Below are 17,886 nucleotides of genomic sequence, written 5' to 3' on the forward strand. Positions count from 1 at the left end.
CGTGCCGAGAAGCGCAGGGCCTGGGGTGAGCGCGTGCCGAAGGACACGCGCATCGTTGTCTGGCTTGCCGCAGCTGTCTGAGCGGAGTTCGAAGAACGCAGCGAGTTCTGCGGCACACCCCAGGACCGAGCATCACAGGCTGCCCCCTCGCCACAGGCGAGGGGGACACGGGCAGCGGGGTCGCCTTTCTTTGGGGTACGTTTCTTTGGCGACGCAAGAGAAAGTTACTGCGCCGCCGGGCGCACATCCCGGCCCCCGCACTTAGCAAAAGCACGCCGCCAGCAAGGGCAGCAAAGGCAGCAAGAGCAGCAAAAACTCAACGCGCCACCACCAACCGCAACGCCCCTTGATAAACCGCCTGCCTGCGCAAAAACCCATACCGCGCATCCCAAGCCCCCGACACCAGATCCCCCCGCAACGCCTCCACACTCGCATCGACCGATACAGCCGGCACAAACCCCCATGCCGAACAAGCCGTCCGCGCAGCCGGCACCAACAGCATCTCCGGCCGCCCGTAATACGCCTCATTGAACCCATCCCTGCAATCCCACGGAATCGGCACCGGCAACACCTCCACCCGCCCACCCAGCGCCGCAGCCATCCGGTCCATGGCCGGATAGCGCCGCGCCTCGGCCGCCAGCACCCCGGGCGCATAGCCGGCCAGCCAGAAATTCTGCACCGCCAGCGGGTCGCAGGTGAGGACCACCACGGGCCCGCGCGCCACGCGCCGCATCTCGCGCAGGCCGGCCTCCACGTCGCTCCACTGGTGGATGGAAAACGTGCTCATGGCTGCGTCAAAGGCGCCATCGGCAAACGGCAGGTGCTCGGCCACGCCGTCCACGGCAGGCGGCAGGTGCGCAGGCCGCTGCTCGCGCATGGACTGCGAGGGCTCGAGCGCGGTCACGGTGCGGCCCGTGGGCTCGTACGACCCGGCCCCGGCACCGACGTTGAGCACGGTGGCGGCCGCGTCGCCCAGGGCCTGCTCGATCAGCGCGGCGATGCGCGGCTCGGGCTGGCGGTACGCGGAGTAGCTGGCCCCCACGGCACCGTAGTTGACGTCGCCCGCGCTGCCGTCGGCGGACCGGTTGATGGTGGCGGCGAGCTTGTGGTCGTTGTTGTTGTTGTTGTTGTCTGCAGGCATGGACAAAGGCCTCCCGGGGATGGTGAAGGCCTCCATGCTGGCCACAGACCGGCGTACGGACAAACGAGATTTGCAGCGGCCATGCGTGAGAAAAAGGCACGCATGGCGCCAGCGGGAGCTGGCAGGCAGCCCCTCAGGCCGGGACCAGCGTGACCCAGTACCGCGTGCGCGTCACCACCTGCACCGGCAAGGTCTCGCGCAGCATGGCCAGGATGTACTCGGTGTCGTGCAGCTGGAAGGCACCCGAGATGCGCAGCGCCGCCACGGCCGGGTCGCAGCGCACCACACCCGGGCGGTAGCGCGCCAGCTCGGCCGCGAAGTCGTCCAGGCGCATGCCGTCGGCATACAGCACGCCCTGCGCCCAGGCCAGGGCCTGCTCGCCCAGCGCGGTGGGGGCCTGCACGCCGGCGGCGGTGAAGCGGCACTGCTCGCCCGCCTGCAGGATGCGCTGGGGCGCTCCGTGGCGTGGCGTGATCTCCACCGCGCCTTCGGCCACGGCCAGGTGCACTGTGTCTTCATCGAGCAGGCGCACGGCAAAGCGGGTGCCCAGGGCGCGCAGCCAGCCGCCGGGCGTCTCCACGCGGAAGCTGCGGGCAGCGGACTCCCTGGCCGTGGTGATGAGCACCTCGCCCGCACGCAAGCGCAGCAGGCGCTCGTGGGCGTCGAAGGCCACGTCGAGCGCGCTGGCGGTATTGAGCAGCACCTCGGAGCCATCGGCCAGCGTGACGCTGCGCCGCTCGCCCGTGGCGGTGCGGTGCTCGGCCGCCCACTGCTGCCAGGGCGCGTGGCGCCAGCCCAGGTATGCAGCCGGTGCCACGGTGCCCACCAGGGCCAGCACGCGCAGCGCGGCGCGGCGGTTGGCGGCGGCCGTGCGTTCGGCCCGGGCCAGCACCGGCAGGCCCAGGCCCGCGGGCACGGCGCCGAAGGTGCGCGACAGGCGCTCGGCCCGCTGCCAGGCCTGTTCATTGGCGGCATCCTGGGCGCGCCAGGCAGCCAGGGCCTGCCAGTCGTTGGGCCGGGCCTGGCCGGAGTTCAGGCGCACCAGCCACTGCGCAGCTTCGCGCAGGGCGGCGCGGCTGACAGGGGCGGAATCCGGATTGGTGGCGGAGGTGGCGCTGCCCATGGCTGGTTCACTCATTCCATTGCCAGAAGGCAGCACTCAAAGCCCTGGGCCATGTAGCGCTTGACGGTGCGCTCGCTCACCTGCAGCTGCAGCGCGATCTCGGCATAGCCCAGGCCCTCCAGTTGCGACAGCAGAAAGGCCTGCCGCGCCTTGGGCGCCAGGCCGTCGAGCATGGCGTCGATCTCGTGCAGGGCTTCGAGCACCAGCGCGCGCTCTTCGGGCGACGGGGCCATCGGCTCGGGCATCAGGGCCAGTGCGTCCACGTACGCCTGCTCCAGCGCGCGGCGGCGCCACAGGTCGGACACCAGGCCCTTGGCGATGGTGGTGAGGTAGGCGCGCGGCTCGCGCAGGCCCTGCAGTGCCTGGGGGCGCAGCAGCACGCGCACGAAGGTGTCCTGCGCCAGGTCGGCCGCCTCGTCCCGGCAACCCAGCCGCCGCTGCAGCCACGCGCGCAGCCAGCCATGGTGGTGGCTGTACAGGGTGTGCGTGTCGTGGTCGGTGTGGACCAGGCCGGGGTCAGCGGTGCTCATGCGGCAGGGATGGGCAAAGAGAATGGGGGTATCGCAGAAATTATAATTGAGAACAATTCTCAATTCATAGCCTCAGCGCCCTTGCAGGCCAAGGGATATGCCCGCAACACACCCCGCATGCCATTCGATCTGCACCGCTATGAATCCGCCGGCTACGGCGTGGTGACCGATGCCGTGCCCGCCCACCTGCTCACCGCCATGGGCGCATGGCTGGCCCGTGCCGAAGCCGCAGCGCTCCAATGCAGCGCCGAGGATCAGGCGCGCGACCTGGTGTTCGAGAAGGACCTGCCCGACGCGGGGCGCAACGGCATCCCAGCCACCGAGGTGGGCGATGCCCTCTTCATCCTGGGCGACCTGTGCCGCTATGCGCCGCAGTTTGGCGCCCTGCTGCAACTGCCAGCGCTGGTCGATGCCTGCGCGCACGCGCTGGGCAGCACCGGGCTGGTCGCGCACTTCATGAACGCGACCACCAAGCACCCGGGCTTTGGCCGCGCCATCGGCTGGCACCGGGATTTTCCCAACGGCTACCTGAGCGGCACGGATTCGCGCTTTCTGCGCGTGATGGTGTGCCTGGATGGCATGGCCGAGCATGGCGGTGACACGCGCTTCCTACTGGGCAGCCACCGGGTGGACGATGGCTACGCGAGCGCGGAGCAACGTGGCGGAGGCAAGCACCGCTACGCCGCGCACCACGGCGTGGCGGCGGAATGCGCACCGGGCGACCTGGTGCTGATCCACCCCAAGGTGGTCCACGGTGGCCCCGGCAACACCAGCGCCCGGCCCCGGCGCAATGTCATCGTGCAGGTCGGGGTGGCGGGGATGGAGTTGGTGGGCGAGCGAGAGACGGTGACGGGCTGGTCCGTGGCCTTGCAGCCTCAGCCCACAGCTTCACCATCCAGCTGAAACAGGCTGGTCGCCACCAGGTCCAGCACTGCGGCCGAGTCCTGGTTCACCAACTCCCAGCGCCAGCGCAGGATGCCCAGGCCGGGCTTGCTGGCGGAGCGGCGCACCTCCTGCACCGTGGCCGTGAGCACCAGTTGGTCGCCCGGGCGCACCGGGTGCGGCCAGCGGATGTATTCGATGCCCGGCGAGGCAAAGGATTCGGAGCCGTGCAGCGCCTTGTCTGCCACCAGCCGCATGGCGATGGCGCAGGTGTGCCAGCCGCTGGCGATGAGGCCGCCGAAGCGCCCTTCCTGCGCGGCGGCCGGGTCGGTGTGGAACCACTGCGGGTCGTACGACTTGGCGAAGGTAAGCACCTCGCCCTCGGTCACGGTATAAGGCCCGGCCGAAATGACCTGGCCGGCATGGAATTCGGCGAACTTCATTACTGCGCCCCTCCGAAACTGGCAGGCCGCTTCTCGTTCAGCGCGGCAAAGCCCTCGCGCGCATCGCGGCCGGCAAAGCCCAGCATCTCCAGCGCGAGCGAATGCTCGAAGGCCGGCCAGGCCGCACGCAACCAGTGGTTCAGGCTGCGCTTGGTGAAAGCCAGCGCCGTGGGGCTGCCGCGCGCCAGCTCCTGCGCGATCTGCAGGGCCCGGGCGTCCAGCTCTTCATCGGCCACGGCCAGGCTGACCAGGCCGATGCGCTCGGCCTCCTGGCCCGAGATGGTGTTGCACAGCAGCAGGTGGTACTTGGCCCGGGCCATGCCGCACAGCAGCGGCCAGAGCACGGCGGCATGGTCGCCGGCCGCCACGCCCAGGCGCGTGTGGCCGTCGATGATCTTGGCACGCTGGCCGGCCACGGTGATGTCCGCCATCAGCGCCACTGCAGCCCCTGCCCCCACGGCTGCGCCGTTGATGGCCGAGACGATGGGCAGGTCGCAGTCCATCATGCCCTGCACGATGGCGCGGGCCTCCTGCATGGTGCGCAGCCGGGCGTCGTGGCTGTCGAGCATGGCGGACACCAGCTCGGGCGAGCCGCCCGCGCAAAAGCCCTTGCCCTCGCTGCGCACCAGGATGCTGCGCACGCCCGGCGTGGCATGCAGCCGGCCCCACACGGTACCCAGGTGGGCATGGCCCTGTATGTCGGTGAAGGGCATGCCGCCTGCGGGGCCGCAGATGACGTGCGCCACGCCGTCATCGGCGATGCGCACCTGCAGGTGGGGGCCGAGGTCCCAGGGTTGTGCTTGCGGGTCGTCCATGTGGCTTGTCTCCTGTGGTTCCGGTGTGGCAGCTTACACGCCGTCTCAGGGGAGAAGCCCGGTGGCAATCCGCGGAGGCGATGGCGCCAGGGCGGCCACCTTCGTGTCAGGGCCGGCAGGGCTCGCAGTCCCGTTTGCCCACGATGTCCACCGTCGCACCTTGGGCAGGCACCGCCTGCGCCCTGACCACGGCCCAGCGCCCGTCGCGCCTTTCAAGCCCGACAATCACATCGAAATCACCGCGCTCCACCTTCACCACGAAGGTAAGCGCCCCTTCGCCCCGCCGCTCCCCGAAAGTGCCCCGTGCAAAGAGCAGCGACAACCGGCTGGATCTTTGCACTCCCGTCACCTGCAGGACCCGTTCATCGCGGACCACAAAATCCCGTGCGAAACGGTATGGTTCGCTGTTGAACAGCCAGCCGTAGCTGACTGCCGTCACTGCAAACAGCAAGAGCAAAAGAACAAAGATCTGGCGCCGCGTCGGCATACGGATTGGCATGTGCATCCTGTTTCGTGGGACACTGCCGGCCAATGTAGTCCATCACCCTCTGATGCCATCCGATTCCATGACCAAGCCCAGGTCCAGGCGCCTGCTGGCAACCGCACTGCTCGCCCTGCTGGCTGGCGCCGCCTTCTCCGCCGACGTACCCCCGGACATCCTGGAGGTGCATACCCGTTGCGTCGCCGGCACGGCCGGCATCGACCTGGTGTTCGAGCTGCGCAACCGCAGCGAGCGCACGGTCTGGGTGTCGGGTGATACGGCGCCGTGGACGCCCTCCTCTCGCAGCCTGCGCATCACGGCGGAGCGCCAGGGCACCAGCGCGCAGCGGCTCCAGGGGCCTGCGGCAGCGGTGGCCCCCACCCCATCGGGTTCGGTCAGGGTGCTGCCCTCCGGTCACGCCGAGGGCGTGGTGCCGCTGTCGCGCAGCTTCCCCGACCTCGCGCAGGCGGCGCAGCAGGCGTCTGTGCGCATCCACTGGACCTGGCAGGGCCTGGTCAGCGATTCGGGCCTGGCCGGGGCTTGGGCGCCGACGGCGCGCTTCGAGGGAGAGGCGACGGTGCAGGGCGGCGGGTGTTCGCTGGTGAGTGCGCGGCGGGTTTGACGGTCCGCCCGCCTGTGCACCCGCGGCAGCGGACAACCCTGCGGGATTGCTGCCTGTCGTTTTTGCAGCCACAGGCGCAGGGGTCGTCTCCACCAACGTCCTGCCGACCTTAGGCCGGCTGCTCCCCCCGCGCCAGCCGCGCAGCAATGGCATCGAGCACTGGCGCCAACTCCGCCACCGAGTCGATGACGTAGTGCGCCCCGGCGCCACGCAGCTTGGCCTCGGCCGCGGCGCGGCGCACGGCTTGCTCGGCCGGGCCCAGGGCCTGCCATTCGGCCAGGGGCAGGCCCATGGCGTTGCCGCTCACGGCCAGGCCCACGGCCCAGGTGCCGGCGGCCAAGCCTTCCTGCACGCCGACTTCGGTGTCGTCGACCTTGACCACGGTGGCGGGCCAGCAGATGCCCAGGTCGGCAAAGCATTGCCACATCATCAGCGGGGTAGGCCGGCCGGTGGCCTGGTCGCCGGCGCAGACCAGATTGTCGGGCACATAGCCGCCCTGGGCGGCGATGGGGCTGACGATGTCCATGATGGGCCGGTTGTAGCCGGTGGTGGAGCCGACCTTGAGGCCGCGCGCGCGCACGGCCGCCACGGCATCGAGTGCGCCGGGGATGAAGCCGCTGAAGTCGGGCACCACGGCGGCGTTGAGGGGGGTGAAGACTTCGTACAGCTGGTCCACGTCGGCGTCGGTCAGGGGCCGGCCATACTTGGCCTGCCACTGGGCGGCGACCTCGGGCAGGCGGCCCAGGGCCTGGATGTGGTCCCACTTGGCCATGCCCATGGGGCCGCGCGCCTGGGCGATGCTGAGGGTGATGCCGAACTGCTCGAACAGGCGCACGAAGGCGCCCATGGGCGCGCAGGAGCCGAAGTCGAGGATGGTGCCGGCCCAGTCGAAGACGACGGCGCTCAACTGGTCGCGCGCGGTCGATACGGCGGGGACGGACGGGGTGGTGTTGCTCATGGTTCTGTGGCTTGAATATGTGAGGGGCTCTACCAGGCGGCGAACACGTCCTCGGCAATGCCGAAGGCGGTGCTGGCGCCGGTGCCGCTGGTGACCAGCACCACGCGGGTGGCGTCGTCGGGGGCGTCGATCAGGCAGTCGGTGCTGGCCGACGAGGGGTAGGTGCCGACCCAGCGCGCGCTGACGGTGGCCTCGCGCAGCTTGAGGGTTTCGCGCAGGTGGCGCAGGATGAGGGCATCCACGCGTTCGCTGGCAAAGGGCTCGGGGGCGGCGCCGTAGTGGTGCGAATCGCCCACCACCAGCGAGCCGTCGGCGCTCTGCACCACGATGAGGTGGATGCCGTGGTCCAGCGACTCGCCCTCTTCGCGGCGCATCTGTTCCAGCAGGGGCGCGGCCTCGGGCAGGCGGCTGTAGCCGTGGTAGCGCACCAGGCTCAGGTCGGCCATCACGGAGCCGGGCAGCTGAAAGCCGGGCTCGGGCACCACGCGCAGCATCTGCAGCTGGCACAGGCGCAGGTCGTGCGGCGCCAGGCGCTCGGCGAACAGGCCGTGCAGTTCGGTGTTGGTGCACACGGCCACGCGCTCGGCATGCAGCACGGCGCGCGAGGTGCGCACGCGCGGCGTGGCCACCTCCAGCACGGCTTCGCCGAAGCGGAACTGCACGCCGTGCGCCTCGGCCAGCCAGCGCGCCAAGAGGCCGATGGCTGTGCGCGATTCCACGCGCATCTCGTGCGGGCTGTAGAGCACGGACTGGGCGCCGCCCAACTGCAGTGCGGGTGCACGGCGTGCGGCCTCGGTCGTGTCCAGCAGCTCGCAGCCCTCGGCCATCCCGGTGCGCATGAAGGCTTCGAGCACGGTGTGCGCCAGCGGGCGGAAGGCACTCAGGTACAGGCCGTGGTGCACGGCCGCTATGCCGGCCTGCGGCGCCACGTCGCCCCAGACCTCACGCGCGCGCCGGGCACGGCGCCAGGTGTCGCCCGCGCCCTGGCCGGTGACGGTGATGAAGCCGAAGTTGCGGATCGATGCGCCCACGCAGGCGGCGTCGCGCTCGACCACGCAGACCTTGAGGCCGCGCTTTGCGGCGGTGTAGGCATGGGCCAGGCCGACGATGCCGGCGCCGACCACGATGAGGTCGAAGTGGGATTCAGAAGGGTTGCTTGTCGTCATGTTGTCTCGGTGGCAAGAGAATGGCGCGCCAGCCGCAGCACGGGCCAGGCGCGTGCCTGGGCCTCGGCCAGCAGGCGCGGGTCGGGGTCCACCACCACGGGGTGGCCCACGGCCTGCAGCAGGGGCAGGTCGTTGATGGAATCGCTGTAGAACGCGGCGCTGGCCAGCGCGGCATCGGCATCGGCATCCACGCCGCGCGCAACCAGCCAGTCATACAGCCGCAGCAGCTTGCCTTCGCGCATGTTGAGCGTGCCCTCGGTGCGGCCGGCAAAGCAGCCATCGGGCAGCAGTGCCAGCTCGGTGGCGATCAGGTGGTCAAAGCCCAGCGCCTGCGCGCTGGGCTCGGCCAGGATGCGGCTCGACGCGGTGCTCAGCACCAGCATGTCGCCCGCATCACGGTGGCGCTGCACCAGCGCGTGTGCGGACTCGGGGATGCGCGGGGCGATCACATGGCTGAACCACCCGTCCAGCAGGGGCTGCCATTGTTGCGGCGTGCGGCCGGCGAACAGCGCGGCGTAGAAGCTGCAGAACGCATCGGGCGCGACGGTGCCGGCGTGGTAGCGGCGGTCCATGTCGGCATTGCGCTCGGCCATGGTGGCATCGAGCAGACCCTTGGCACGCAGGTAGTCGAGCCACAGCACCTCGCTGTCGCCGGTGAGCAAGGTGTTGTCCAGGTCGAAGATGGCAAGGCGGGGGTGCATTTCAGATATCCACAGTGCTGCGTATGACCCAGGGGGCATGAAACTGGCGCGTCCAAGGCAAGTGCTCCCGTGCAAGGGCCGCCCCGCTGCACCGGGAGCGTCCCCCTCCCGACTCGCGTAGCGAGACGAGAGAGGGGGAAGGCGCGAAGCGACTCAGGGGGTGCTTCATCTTGCCGGTGCCCGCCAGGCCTGGGTGCGCTTGTCGACGAGCTTACCCAGGCCCAGGTACGCCAGCGTGACCACGGCCGAGGTGGCGGCGATGAGCACGGCCATGGCGGCGGCGGGGCCGGTGTCGCCGGCTTCGTCGAGGTTGAGAATGGCCAGCGAGGCCAGGCGCGTGTCGGGCGAGTACAAAAACACCACGGCCGAGATGGTGGTCATGGCGTTGATGAAGAAGTAGCGCGACACATCGAGCAGCACGGGCAGGCAGATCGGCAGGGTCACACGCCAGAAGGTGGTGTACTGCGGCACCTTGAGCGAGGCCGAGACGGCTTCGAACTCCGCGTCGATGGCCTTGAGCGCGGTGACCATGGTGATATGGCCCGTGGTGTAGAAGTGCACCACGGTGCACAGCACCATCAGCGGCAGGGTCTGGTAGAACACATTCAGCGGGTTGCCGGGCGCATTGAAGAAAAAGATGTACCCCAGGCCCAGCACCAGCCCTGGCACGGCCATGGGCAGCATGGCCAGCAGGCGCACCACGGGGCGCAGTGCGTCCATGCCGCGCGTCTTCTCCAGCAGGTAGGCCCCCACGAAGACCACCACGGTGCCCACCACGGCGGTGCCGGCGGCGAGTTGGAGGCTGTTGAACAGCGCGGTGGACACGCCCGCATCCACCAGGCCGGCGATATAGTGGTTGAGGCTGGGCGCCAGGTTGTAGGGCCAGAACTTGGCGAAGGAGGCGAACACCGCCATGCCGAACATGGCCAGCACCAGCGCCGCGATGGCCAGGCAGTACAGCGCCATCAGCGTGTCGAAGCCGCGCCGGCGCCGGGGCACCAGGGCCACGGCACGTGCGGTGAGCGTGGCGGTCTGCTTGCGCTGCACCAGCGCATCAACGCCAAAGGTCAGCACCGCGGGCAGCAGCAGCAACAGGGCCACCACGGCACCGCGCTGAAAATCCTGTTGGCCGATGACGAGCTTGAACACATCGGTGGCCAGCACGTTGAAGTTGCCGCCCACCACCTTGGGGACGCCGAAATCGGTGATCACCAGCGTGAAGCAGACCAGCGCGGCCGATATCAGCCCGTACTTGGCGCCCGGCAGCGTGATGGTGAAGAACTTGCGCACCATGCCCGTACCCATGGCGTCGGCGGCTTCGTACAGGCGCGCATCGGCCAGCGACAGGGCCGTGACCAGGATCATCAGCACATGCGGAAAGGTGGCAAAGCACTGCGCCAGCACGATGCCGGGGGCGCCGTAGATGCCGCTGAAACCCAGGCCCTGCCAGAAGTCCTTGGCAATGCCCTGGTTGCCGAACCAGTAGATCATGGAGATGGCTGACAGCAGCGAGGGCGCCAGCAGCGGCAGCAGCATGGTGCTGCGCAACAGGCCCTTGCCCGGCATGCAGCTGCGCGTGAGCGCGTAGGCAAACGTGAAAGCCAGCGGCACCACGATGGCCGTGACCAGCAGCGACACCCAGACGCTGTTCCACAGGCTGCCCAGCAGCGCGGGCGATGCCAGGTAGGAGGTGAAAGCCGACAGGCCGGCACCCGCGCCGTTGCCCTGCAGCGACTGCGAGAGAATGGCCACCAGCGGCGCCAGCAGGCCCAGCACCAGCAGCAGCACGATGGCCAGAAGCCCCCCGTGGGCGATTCGGTCGCTCCAGTGCAGGCGCTGGCGCAGCGGGGGCGCGGCCACGGTGGCCGCCATGGCGTTCATGCCTGCACTCCTTCGGCGGCGGGGAACACGCGCAGCCGGTCCATGCGCAGCGCAAAGCGCAGCAGCGCGCCTTCGCGCACGCCGAACTCGTCCATCTGGTTGAGCGAGTACTGCAGCTGCAGCGGCTGGCCCGGCAGGCCGTCCACATCCACCTCGGCCAGGCAGTTGCCGCCCAGGAACTCGATGCGCAGCACGCGGCCGGTGCACAGGCCCGGGGTGTCGTCGCCCAGCGTGCCGACGATGCGGTCCTCGGGCCGCAGGTACAGCTGCACCGCCCGGCCGGCGCGAAAATCAGCGCCCGCGCCGGGGGCGCACTGCAGGCGCTTGTCGCCACAGCGGAACCAGCCACCGCCCTCTGCCACGGCCTGCAGGCGGTTGACCTTGCCGATGAACTCGGCCACGAAGGGCGAGGCCGGCTCGCGGTAGACCTGCGCGGGCGTGCCCACCTGCTCGATCACGCCGTGGTTCATGACCACGATGCGGTCGGCCACGGACAGCGCCTCCTCCTGGTCGTGCGTGACCATCACGGTGGTCACGCCCAACTCGCGCTGCAGCGCGCGGATCTCGTTGCGCAGGCGCACGCGCACGATGGCGTCGAGCGCCGACAGCGGTTCGTCGAGGAGCAGCAGCCCGGGCGAAGTGGCCAGCGCGCGCGCCAGCGCCACGCGCTGCTGCTGGCCGCCGGACATCTGCGCCGGGTACTTGCCGCCGCTGCCGGGCAGGCCGACCAGGGCCAGCAGTTCATCCACCCGCGCGGCAATCTGCGCGCGCGGCTGGCGCCGATTGACCAGGCCGTAGGCCACGTTGTCGGCAATGCTGAGGTTGGGGAACAGCGCGTAGGACTGGAAGACGATGCCGTAGTCGCGCTGCGCGGGCGGCAGCACCGAGATGTCGCGCCCGGCCTGCAGGATGCGCCCGGTGGTCTGCGTCTCCAGGCCCGCGATGGTGCGCAGCAGTGTGGTCTTGCCGCAGCCCGAGGGGCCCAGGAAGCACACGAACTCGCCGCGTGCGATCGCCAGGTCGATGCTCTCCAGCGCCGTGAAACCGCCATAGCGCTTGTGCACGCCATGCAGTTCCAGGTAGGTATCGCCAGCGGGGGTGGTGGTGGTGTGCATGGTCGCCTTTGCGGGCAGCGGCTCACCGCCGCGCCCGTCCAGGGCCTCTCGGGGGGCGAACATCACTTCTTCGCTTCGCTCTTGGTGTCGTAGCGGCGCGTCCATTCGGCCAGCACGCGCTCGCGGCTGGTGGCCGACTGGTCGAAGTCCATCTTGATCAGACGCGCCTCGTAGTCGGCCGGGATGTGGGCCAGCTTGGGCGCCACGCCGGGCTGCGCGGTGATGGCGAAGTTCTTGCCGTACAGGATCATCGCGTCTTTGGACGAAGCCCAGTCGGCCAGCTTCTTGGCGGCGTCGAGCTTCTTGGTGCCCTTGTAGACGGCAAAGCCTTCCAGGTCCCAGCCCAGGCCTTCCTTGGGGAACACCAGTTCGATGGGCGCGCCCTTGGCCTTGTTGGTGTAGCCGCGGTACTCGAAGGAGATGCCGGCCACGAACTCGCCAGCCGCCGCCATGTTGCAGGGCTTGGAGCCCGAGTGCGTGTACTGGGCGATGTTCTCGTGCAGCGCGTCCATGTACTTCCAGCCGCCGCCCTTGCCGTTGTCATCACCCCACAGCTGCAGCCAGGCGGCCACGTCGAAATAGCCGGTGCCCGAAGAGGCGGGGTTGGGCATGACCACCTGGCCCTTGAACTCGGGCTTGAGCAGGTCCTTCCAGGTCGTGGGCAGGGCAATGTTCTTCTTCTTGGCCTCGACCGTGTTGAAGCACACCACCGCGCCAAACACGTCCATGCCCCACCAGGCGGGGGTGGTCTTCTTGTCGCGGTACTGCGGCATCAGGGCGTCGAGGTTCAACGGCGCATAGGGCTCGAGCATGCCGCTCTTGTCGAACAGGGCCAGGCTGGAGGCGGCCACGCCCCAGATGGCGTCGGCCTGGGGGTTGGCTTTTTCGGCGAGCAGCTTGGCGGTGATGACGCCGGTGGAGTCGCGCACCCACTTGATGGCGATGTCGGGGTGCACCTTGTTGAAGGCCTCCTGGTAGGCCTTGAGCTGGTCCGTCTCGAGCGCGGTGTAGACCACGAGCTCGGTCTTTTGCGCATGGGCGGCAGCGGCAAGAACCAGCCCGAGGGCTGCGGCAATGAAGTGTTTGGCAATTTGCATGGAAGAACTCCGGGTCAGAGAAGCGGCGAATATGCCGACGCGACAAGTCATCTTCATGACACATTGCTGATGCAAAATGCAGGCCAACCCGGTTGATTGTCTATTGAATATCGTAGATTGTAGACAATCTGTACTCTGCGACGTACCATTGCACCCCATGGCGAAACCCCCTTCCACCACCCAGACCACCATTGCACAGCTTCAGGGCAATTCGCTGCCCAAGCTGGTGCAAAACGAGATCGAGCGCATGATTCTGGACGGCACTCTGCTGCCCGGCGCCAAGCTCACCGAAGCCACGCTGGCCGACCAGCTGGGCGTGTCGCGCGGGCCGGTGCGCGAGGCCTTTCGCCTGCTGGAGGAAACCGGCCTGGTGCGCACCGAGAAGAACCGCGGCGTGTTCGTGCGCGCCGTGCCGATCGAGGAGGCGCTGGAGATCTTCGAGGTGCGCGCCGTGATGGACCTGTACGTGGGTCGCAAGCTCGCGCAGACCGCCACCGCCACCGAGGTGCGCGAGCTGCGCCAGCTGGTCGACGCCATGGACCAGGCCGTCAAGGGCGGCAATGCGCAGGACTACCACCGCTTCAACCTGCAGTTCCACGACCGGCTGCTGGAGCTGGCCGGCAATGCCAAGCTGGTGGCCACCTACCGCAAGCTGGTCAACGAGCTGTCGCTGTTCCGCCGCCAGAACCTCACGGAGGAATCGATGGCCGTGTACTCGCGCGAGCACCGGGCAATCGTCAAGGCCATCGCCGCGGGCGACGCCGAGGCCGCCGGCCAGGCCATGCACGACCACGTGATGAACAGCCGCGAGCGCACGCGCCTGAACTACGAGGCCCGGCACTCAGCGCAAGCGGTACCGGCTACCAACCCGGGCGCGCGGCGCACGGTCGCGGCCTGATAGACAGATACGCAAAAAAGGGGCGCACGCCATGGCACTGACACTGGATGACATCCGCACCCTGTTCACGCGCAAGGGTGCGGCGCAGTACAGCGGCGAGCCGGTCACGCAGCTCGAACATGCGCTGCAGTGCGCCCACCTGGCCGAGCAGTCGGGCGCCGACGACGAGCTGATCACCGCCGCGCTGCTGCACGACCTGGGCCATCTGCTCAACGACCTGGGCGAATCGCCCACGCTGCGCGGCGTCGACGACCTGCACCAGTTCTACGCCCTGCCCTTTCTGCGCGGGCTGTTTTCCGAGCGCGTGCTCGACGCGATCCGCTGGCATGTGGATGCCAAGCGCTACCTGTGCGCGGTACAGCCGCAGTACCTGGCGGCCCTGTCCGAGGATTCGCGGCGCAGCCTGCAGCTGCAGGGCGGCGTGTTCAAACCCGAAGAGGCACAGGAGTTTCTCGCACGCCCGCACGCCCACGACGCGGTGCGCGTGCGGCTGTGGGACGACCTGGCCAAGCAGAGCGACTTCACCACGCCGCCGCTGGCCCACTACCTGGCTTGCGCACGTCGCTGCCTGCTGGAGGACGCCCCCGCGTGACGCTGGCTGCACCAGTCGTGCTGGCCTGCTGACTGGGGTGCTTCACCGCGGCTGCGTTGGGCGTCAGGCCATTGCGCTTCGGCTGGCCAGCAGCAGCACCCCCACGGCCAGGAACACGACCCACGACAGGTGCCTGCCGCGGGTGAAATACAGCGGAAAGGCGGCAGACACCAGAGCGGTCACGCCGACGACCAGGAGCACATCGTCCCGGGATACCGGGCCGCGGCCGAGCGCGAACACCAGGCAGGCCAGGGCCCACCACACCACGGTGATGAGGTGCCACACGAAGCGCAGCGTGCCGGCGGTGAAGGCCGTGCTGCCCAGTACCCTGGGCAGGCTGTTCTCGCGCCGGAAAAGTCGCACGAGGATGTAGCGCTCGCCCAGGATGGAGTGGGCCAGCCCGGTCAGCCAGATCAGGACAGCAGCGGTGGCGAGCATGGGTGGCAATGCCTCAGGGATGTTGGACATCGATGATAGTGGCTGCCTGTTAACAAGTGGATGCCTTGCAGTCACCATGGCAGCACACGGAACCCACATAATGCGCAACAAGAGATAGCTGCCGAGCCGCCCCGGGGCGCACCGGTACGGCTGCAGCAAGTAGCCCATTGCGACAAGGAGGAAAGAAGCCATGAAAACACACCCGACCCGACCACGGCACGCCTGGCTGCTGTGCGTTCCGCTGATGCTCATCCAGACCCATGCCGCGCAGGCACAGGACCAGTTCGTGGACCTGCGCTCCAACGGCGGCTACACCTCGGCCCGCCTGGCGGACGACGTGACCCAGGTGGACCTGGCCGAGCAAACCCAGGGCGCCTGCCGCTTCAACCGCACCTGGGGCTACGACCTCACCAACCGCGAGCTGTGGACCAATGGCGGCTGCGGCGGGCGCTTCAAGATCACGCGCACCTATGCCCAGGGCAATGGCAACAACAGCTCCAACAACGCAGGCGCAGCCGTCGCGGCCGTGGCCGCCATTGCGGGCATTGCGCTGCTGGCCAACCACAACAAGCACGACAACGACCGCCGGCCCGACTACCCCGACTATGGCAACGGTGGTGGCGGCGGCCGGGGCGGCGAGATCCGCGTCAACGGCAACCTGTGCCTGGACGTGAGCAAGGGCAACTTCCGCCCTGGCAACCCGCTGCAGGTGTTTGCCTGCAACGGCACCGACTCGCAGCGCTTTCGCGTAGGCCGCGGCGGCGAGATCCGCGTGCGCGACTTCTGCCTGGACGTGGAGCGCGGCGACCCGCGCGACGGCGCCCGGGTGGTGCTGTGGTCGTGCTCGGGCGCCCCCAGCCAGAGCTGGACGACGCGCGGCGGGCAGATCGTGAGCCAGCTGTCCGGCAAGTGCCTGGACGTGGTGGACGGCCAGATCCGCCAGGGGCAACCCGCCATGGTGTGGCAGTGCAATCGCAGCCCCAGCCAGCGCTGGTGGTGGTAGGAGCGTCTTAAAAAACTCTTCTGGCGTTGTTGCTATGTCTTGTCGTACTACCGTACTGCCTGCGACACAGCGCCTGGCCAGAACCGCTTCGCTGAGTTTTTTCAGCCGCTCTGAACGGCTTTCATTCCCAGCAGAAACAGCCAAGAGGACTACCTCATGAAAATGATGAACCGATCTATCGCCCTGCTCTGCGTTGCCGCGTGCACCCTGTCACTCACCACGGCGGCCATCGCACAGACCGCCGACACCCCCGCCGCAGCCAAGCCGGCCTCCGCCCCCCATGCCCACAAGAAGGGCCCCGGCCGCGCTGCCGGTGACCGCCTGCAGGCCATCTGCACGGCGGCCGACCTGGACCACGACGGCAATGTCTCGCTCGACGAGTTCCACCAGGACATCGTGCAGAGCTGGCACAGCCTGGGGCCGGACGCCAGCGGCCACGTCGTGCTGCTCGAACTGGCCCAGGTGCCGCGCATGGGCAAGGGCCGCATCAAGCGCCTGGCCGCCGCCGACAAGGACGGTGACGGCAAGCTCTCCTTCAAGGAGGTCGTGGAAACGCGCATGGCCTACTTCGAGGCGGCCGACGCGGACAACAACGACCTGCTGTCGGTGCAGGAGTGCGTGGCCTTCGAGAAGAAGCGCCGGGCCGCCCGGCCCTGAGCCAGGCACCCTTCAGGACGCACAACGGGGCTTCGCAGCCCCGTTTTTTGTTGCACCGCGTGGCCGCGACCTACCCGGCAAGCATGCCAGGTCAAGTGGCGCTTGAGTTGCTTGGGCCCGCAGGGCATTTGTCCAGTGCAGTTCGGCCGAGCGACTCCATTCGGCAACGCCCCATGGCTCACCCCATCGCGTGCACCAGCCCCCACAGCACCCCGACACCCGACAGCAGCGCGCAGGCCGCAAACGCCGTGTAGCCCCAGGGCATGGGCCGGCCGTTGCCCAGCGCCCAGAGAAAGGCGATGGGAACCGGCGCCACGGCGACCGCGGCGGCGCCGACCCAGAGTGCGCCGGTCCACCAGCCGATCAACCCGCCCCAGACCAGGCCGAGCAGGCACAGGCCGAGCGCGGCGACGGGGCGGGAGATGTTCCAGGGCTCGCCCTGCCAGGCAAAATCCGCTGGCGTTCCGACGGGGGTGCGCACGGTCGCGGGCTTTCCCGCGGCGGCAGCCATGGCATCGGCGTGCCACAGGATGCCGATGCCGGCGGCCCCCAGCACCAGCCAGATGCCCATGCCGCCCGTGAACCATGCGACCCACTGCGTGAGCGCCACGGCAGCCACCAGGCCAAGCAGCAGGGGCAGCACCAGGCGCCCATAGCACCGGTCTACAAGGGTGGCGGCGAATCCGGCCGGTGTTGCGTCCATGGTTCGATCGGTCCTTGCTTCACCGGGGGTTGGCAGGCGCCAGGGTGACGGCCTGCTGCGCACTTTGCCAGAACGCGGCATCGCGCACGGGCGCGCCCCAGGCGTGCAGGTAGTCGAGCACGGCCTCGCGCTGCAGGCGATCGCGCACGCGGCGGGCGGTGTAGGCCTGCACGGCCTCGAACGGCAGTGGCTCGCCCTGCTGGTAGAAGTCCCAGCGCGGCGAGTCCTTCATCGCACGCACGGCGCGCTGCATGCGCTTGCCGGCGTAGGTGATGAATTCGTTGATGGGTTCTGCATCCGACGCAGTGCCGCTGCTGCGCACGGCCACACCGTCGTGGCCAAAGCGCTCGCACGCATACGCCACCACGAAATAGTCGCCCGAAGCGACGCCCGGCATGACCGCCGTGAGCCCTGGATCGCAGGCAGGGGACCACAGCAGCAGCGGCAAAGTGCCCCGCTGGTAGCCTTGCACTGGGAAGGCCAGCGCGGTGTGCTCCGCCCGCCGCGCCACCAGCGGGGGCAGCCCGGCGAACTGGTCGACCAGCCCGGACAAGGGCGTGCGGACCACTGACAGGTTGAAGAACGGGCGTGCGAGAACGGGGGACATGGTCGTCGAGGGCCTGCGCGGCGGGTGCACCGC

General features: G+C 68.9%; 21 protein-coding genes. 6 read left to right on the forward strand and 15 right to left on the reverse strand.

Going from position 1 to position 17,886, the window contains the following annotated elements; translation table 11 throughout:
* Positions 1–316 precede the first annotated feature (316 nt).
* The 3 genes from AC07PA_RS31580 to AC07PA_RS31590 form a co-directional block, all read right to left on the reverse strand.
* Positions 317–1,141 carry a class I SAM-dependent methyltransferase gene (locus tag AC07PA_RS31580; protein ID WP_494609531.1) on the reverse strand — a complete coding sequence of 275 codons (825 nt, stop codon included), beginning with the start codon at positions 1,139–1,141 and terminating at the stop codon, positions 317–319.
* 133 nt (positions 1,142–1,274) lie between these two features.
* A complete protein-coding gene (locus AC07PA_RS31585) occupies positions 1,275–2,279 on the reverse strand; it encodes a FecR domain-containing protein (protein ID WP_494609532.1) in 1,005 nt (334 codons plus the stop codon).
* On the reverse strand, positions 2,276–2,794 hold the full coding sequence (locus AC07PA_RS31590) for a sigma-70 family RNA polymerase sigma factor (RefSeq protein WP_494609533.1): 519 nt from the start codon (positions 2,792–2,794) through the stop codon (positions 2,276–2,278). Before AC07PA_RS31590 ends, AC07PA_RS31585 begins: the two co-directional genes overlap by 4 nt.
* Before the next feature lie 117 nt (positions 2,795–2,911).
* Here AC07PA_RS31590 and AC07PA_RS31595 point away from each other — a divergent pair, with 117 nt between their 5' ends.
* On the forward strand, positions 2,912–3,697 hold the full coding sequence (locus tag AC07PA_RS31595; RefSeq protein ID WP_494609535.1) for a phytanoyl-CoA dioxygenase family protein: 786 nt from the start codon (positions 2,912–2,914) through the stop codon (positions 3,695–3,697).
* On the opposite strand, the gene AC07PA_RS31600 is transcribed toward AC07PA_RS31595, so the two are convergent.
* The 3 genes from AC07PA_RS31600 to AC07PA_RS31610 form a co-directional block, all read right to left on the reverse strand.
* A complete protein-coding gene (locus AC07PA_RS31600) occupies positions 3,670–4,119 on the reverse strand; it encodes a MaoC family dehydratase (protein WP_494609536.1) in 450 nt (149 codons plus the stop codon). The genes AC07PA_RS31595 and AC07PA_RS31600 overlap by 28 nt on opposite strands.
* Positions 4,119–4,934 (reverse strand): enoyl-CoA hydratase/isomerase family protein, encoded by an 816-nt coding sequence (locus AC07PA_RS31605; protein WP_494609537.1) that lies wholly within the window; start codon positions 4,932–4,934, stop codon positions 4,119–4,121. Before AC07PA_RS31605 ends, AC07PA_RS31600 begins: the two co-directional genes overlap by 1 nt.
* A 106-nt stretch (positions 4,935–5,040) precedes the next feature.
* The gene (locus AC07PA_RS31610) at positions 5,041–5,433 is read right to left on the reverse strand and encodes a hypothetical protein (protein ID WP_494609538.1); all 393 of its coding nucleotides are present in this window, start codon (positions 5,431–5,433) and stop codon (positions 5,041–5,043) included.
* Between the two features lie 67 nt (positions 5,434–5,500).
* Between AC07PA_RS31610 and AC07PA_RS31615 the strand changes: the two genes are divergently transcribed.
* Positions 5,501–6,037, forward strand: coding sequence for a hypothetical protein (locus tag AC07PA_RS31615; protein WP_494609539.1), 537 nt, complete (start codon positions 5,501–5,503; stop codon positions 6,035–6,037).
* Positions 6,038–6,146: 109 nt separating this feature from the next.
* On the opposite strand, the gene phnX is transcribed toward AC07PA_RS31615, so the two are convergent.
* From phnX to AC07PA_RS31645, 6 genes are all read right to left on the reverse strand, one after another.
* Positions 6,147–6,995 carry a phosphonoacetaldehyde hydrolase gene (gene phnX / locus AC07PA_RS31620; RefSeq protein ID WP_494609540.1) on the reverse strand — a complete coding sequence of 283 codons (849 nt, stop codon included), beginning with the start codon at positions 6,993–6,995 and terminating at the stop codon, positions 6,147–6,149.
* Positions 6,996–7,024: 29 nt separating this feature from the next.
* A complete protein-coding gene (locus AC07PA_RS31625) occupies positions 7,025–8,161 on the reverse strand; it encodes a TIGR03364 family FAD-dependent oxidoreductase (RefSeq protein ID WP_494609541.1) in 1,137 nt (378 codons plus the stop codon).
* On the reverse strand, positions 8,158–8,862 hold the full coding sequence (locus AC07PA_RS31630) for an HAD family hydrolase (RefSeq protein WP_007858510.1): 705 nt from the start codon (positions 8,860–8,862) through the stop codon (positions 8,158–8,160). The genes AC07PA_RS31625 and AC07PA_RS31630 overlap by 4 nt, the downstream gene beginning before the upstream one ends.
* A gap of 165 nt (positions 8,863–9,027) precedes the next feature.
* A complete protein-coding gene (locus AC07PA_RS31635) occupies positions 9,028–10,743 on the reverse strand; it encodes a putative 2-aminoethylphosphonate ABC transporter permease subunit (RefSeq protein ID WP_494609542.1) in 1,716 nt (571 codons plus the stop codon).
* Positions 10,740–11,858 carry a putative 2-aminoethylphosphonate ABC transporter ATP-binding protein gene (locus tag AC07PA_RS31640; RefSeq protein WP_494609605.1) on the reverse strand — a complete coding sequence of 373 codons (1,119 nt, stop codon included), beginning with the start codon at positions 11,856–11,858 and terminating at the stop codon, positions 10,740–10,742. Before AC07PA_RS31640 ends, AC07PA_RS31635 begins: the two co-directional genes overlap by 4 nt.
* Before the next feature lie 62 nt (positions 11,859–11,920).
* Positions 11,921–12,955 (reverse strand): putative 2-aminoethylphosphonate ABC transporter substrate-binding protein, encoded by a 1,035-nt coding sequence (locus AC07PA_RS31645; protein WP_494609543.1) that lies wholly within the window; start codon positions 12,953–12,955, stop codon positions 11,921–11,923.
* Between the two features lie 157 nt (positions 12,956–13,112).
* Here AC07PA_RS31645 and AC07PA_RS31650 point away from each other — a divergent pair, with 157 nt between their 5' ends.
* Positions 13,113–13,853: a phosphonate utilization associated transcriptional regulator gene (locus AC07PA_RS31650; protein ID WP_494609544.1), complete on the forward strand. Its 741-nt coding sequence runs from the start codon at positions 13,113–13,115 to the stop codon at positions 13,851–13,853.
* A 31-nt stretch (positions 13,854–13,884) separates the two neighbouring features.
* Positions 13,885–14,445: a phosphonate degradation HD-domain oxygenase gene (locus tag AC07PA_RS31655; protein WP_007858503.1), complete on the forward strand. Its 561-nt coding sequence runs from the start codon at positions 13,885–13,887 to the stop codon at positions 14,443–14,445.
* Between the two features lie 63 nt (positions 14,446–14,508).
* Here AC07PA_RS31655 and AC07PA_RS31660 read toward each other — a convergent pair whose 3' ends face one another.
* A complete protein-coding gene (locus AC07PA_RS31660; protein WP_494609545.1) occupies positions 14,509–14,883 on the reverse strand; it encodes a hypothetical protein in 375 nt (124 codons plus the stop codon).
* A gap of 190 nt (positions 14,884–15,073) precedes the next feature.
* Here AC07PA_RS31660 and AC07PA_RS31665 point away from each other — a divergent pair, with 190 nt between their 5' ends.
* On the forward strand, positions 15,074–15,886 hold the full coding sequence (locus tag AC07PA_RS31665) for a lectin (protein ID WP_494609546.1): 813 nt from the start codon (positions 15,074–15,076) through the stop codon (positions 15,884–15,886).
* A 156-nt stretch (positions 15,887–16,042) separates the two neighbouring features.
* Complete coding sequence (locus tag AC07PA_RS31670) at positions 16,043–16,543, forward strand: EF-hand domain-containing protein (protein WP_494609547.1); 501 nt, start codon at positions 16,043–16,045, stop codon at positions 16,541–16,543.
* A 178-nt stretch (positions 16,544–16,721) separates the two neighbouring features.
* Here the strand turns inward: AC07PA_RS31670 and AC07PA_RS31675 are convergent, their stop codons facing one another.
* Both AC07PA_RS31675 and AC07PA_RS31680 read right to left on the reverse strand, forming a co-directional pair.
* Positions 16,722–17,246 (reverse strand): hypothetical protein, encoded by a 525-nt coding sequence (locus tag AC07PA_RS31675; RefSeq protein WP_494609548.1) that lies wholly within the window; start codon positions 17,244–17,246, stop codon positions 16,722–16,724.
* Positions 17,247–17,265: 19 nt separating this feature from the next.
* The gene (locus AC07PA_RS31680) at positions 17,266–17,853 is read right to left on the reverse strand and encodes a hypothetical protein (protein WP_494609549.1); all 588 of its coding nucleotides are present in this window, start codon (positions 17,851–17,853) and stop codon (positions 17,266–17,268) included.
* Positions 17,854–17,886 lie beyond the last annotated feature (33 nt).

The organism is Acidovorax sp. GW821-FHT09B03 (assembly GCF_059418305.1).

Excerpts from the sequence above, each read along its gene's own strand:
- AC07PA_RS31660 (WP_494609545.1), bottom strand. The coding sequence starts at position 14,883 with ATGCTCGCCACCGCTGCTGTCCTGATCTGGCTGACCGGGCTGGCCCAC.
- AC07PA_RS31675 (WP_494609548.1), bottom strand. The coding sequence starts at position 17,246 with ATGGACGCAACACCGGCCGGATTCGCCGCCACCCTTGTAGACCGGTGC.
- AC07PA_RS31580 (WP_494609531.1), bottom strand. The coding sequence starts at position 1,141 with ATGCCTGCAGACAACAACAACAACAACAACGACCACAAGCTCGCCGCC.
- AC07PA_RS31600 (WP_494609536.1), bottom strand. The coding sequence starts at position 4,119 with ATGAAGTTCGCCGAATTCCATGCCGGCCAGGTCATTTCGGCCGGGCCT.
- AC07PA_RS31640 (WP_494609605.1), bottom strand. The coding sequence starts at position 11,858 with ATGCACACCACCACCACCCCCGCTGGCGATACCTACCTGGAACTGCAT.
- AC07PA_RS31595 (WP_494609535.1), top strand. The coding sequence starts at position 2,912 with ATGCCATTCGATCTGCACCGCTATGAATCCGCCGGCTACGGCGTGGTG.
- AC07PA_RS31665 (WP_494609546.1), top strand. The coding sequence starts at position 15,074 with ATGAAAACACACCCGACCCGACCACGGCACGCCTGGCTGCTGTGCGTT.
- phnX (WP_494609540.1), bottom strand. The coding sequence starts at position 6,995 with ATGAGCAACACCACCCCGTCCGTCCCCGCCGTATCGACCGCGCGCGAC.
- AC07PA_RS31670 (WP_494609547.1), top strand. The coding sequence starts at position 16,043 with ATGAAAATGATGAACCGATCTATCGCCCTGCTCTGCGTTGCCGCGTGC.
- AC07PA_RS31655 (WP_007858503.1), top strand. The coding sequence starts at position 13,885 with ATGGCACTGACACTGGATGACATCCGCACCCTGTTCACGCGCAAGGGT.
- AC07PA_RS31585 (WP_494609532.1), bottom strand. The coding sequence starts at position 2,279 with ATGAGTGAACCAGCCATGGGCAGCGCCACCTCCGCCACCAATCCGGAT.
- AC07PA_RS31630 (WP_007858510.1), bottom strand. The coding sequence starts at position 8,862 with ATGCACCCCCGCCTTGCCATCTTCGACCTGGACAACACCTTGCTCACC.
- AC07PA_RS31605 (WP_494609537.1), bottom strand. The coding sequence starts at position 4,934 with ATGGACGACCCGCAAGCACAACCCTGGGACCTCGGCCCCCACCTGCAG.
- AC07PA_RS31590 (WP_494609533.1), bottom strand. The coding sequence starts at position 2,794 with ATGAGCACCGCTGACCCCGGCCTGGTCCACACCGACCACGACACGCAC.
- AC07PA_RS31650 (WP_494609544.1), top strand. The coding sequence starts at position 13,113 with ATGGCGAAACCCCCTTCCACCACCCAGACCACCATTGCACAGCTTCAG.
- AC07PA_RS31635 (WP_494609542.1), bottom strand. The coding sequence starts at position 10,743 with ATGAACGCCATGGCGGCCACCGTGGCCGCGCCCCCGCTGCGCCAGCGC.
- AC07PA_RS31645 (WP_494609543.1), bottom strand. The coding sequence starts at position 12,955 with ATGCAAATTGCCAAACACTTCATTGCCGCAGCCCTCGGGCTGGTTCTT.
- AC07PA_RS31625 (WP_494609541.1), bottom strand. The coding sequence starts at position 8,161 with ATGACGACAAGCAACCCTTCTGAATCCCACTTCGACCTCATCGTGGTC.
- AC07PA_RS31680 (WP_494609549.1), bottom strand. The coding sequence starts at position 17,853 with ATGTCCCCCGTTCTCGCACGCCCGTTCTTCAACCTGTCAGTGGTCCGC.
- AC07PA_RS31610 (WP_494609538.1), bottom strand. The coding sequence starts at position 5,433 with ATGCCAATCCGTATGCCGACGCGGCGCCAGATCTTTGTTCTTTTGCTC.
- AC07PA_RS31615 (WP_494609539.1), top strand. The coding sequence starts at position 5,501 with ATGACCAAGCCCAGGTCCAGGCGCCTGCTGGCAACCGCACTGCTCGCC.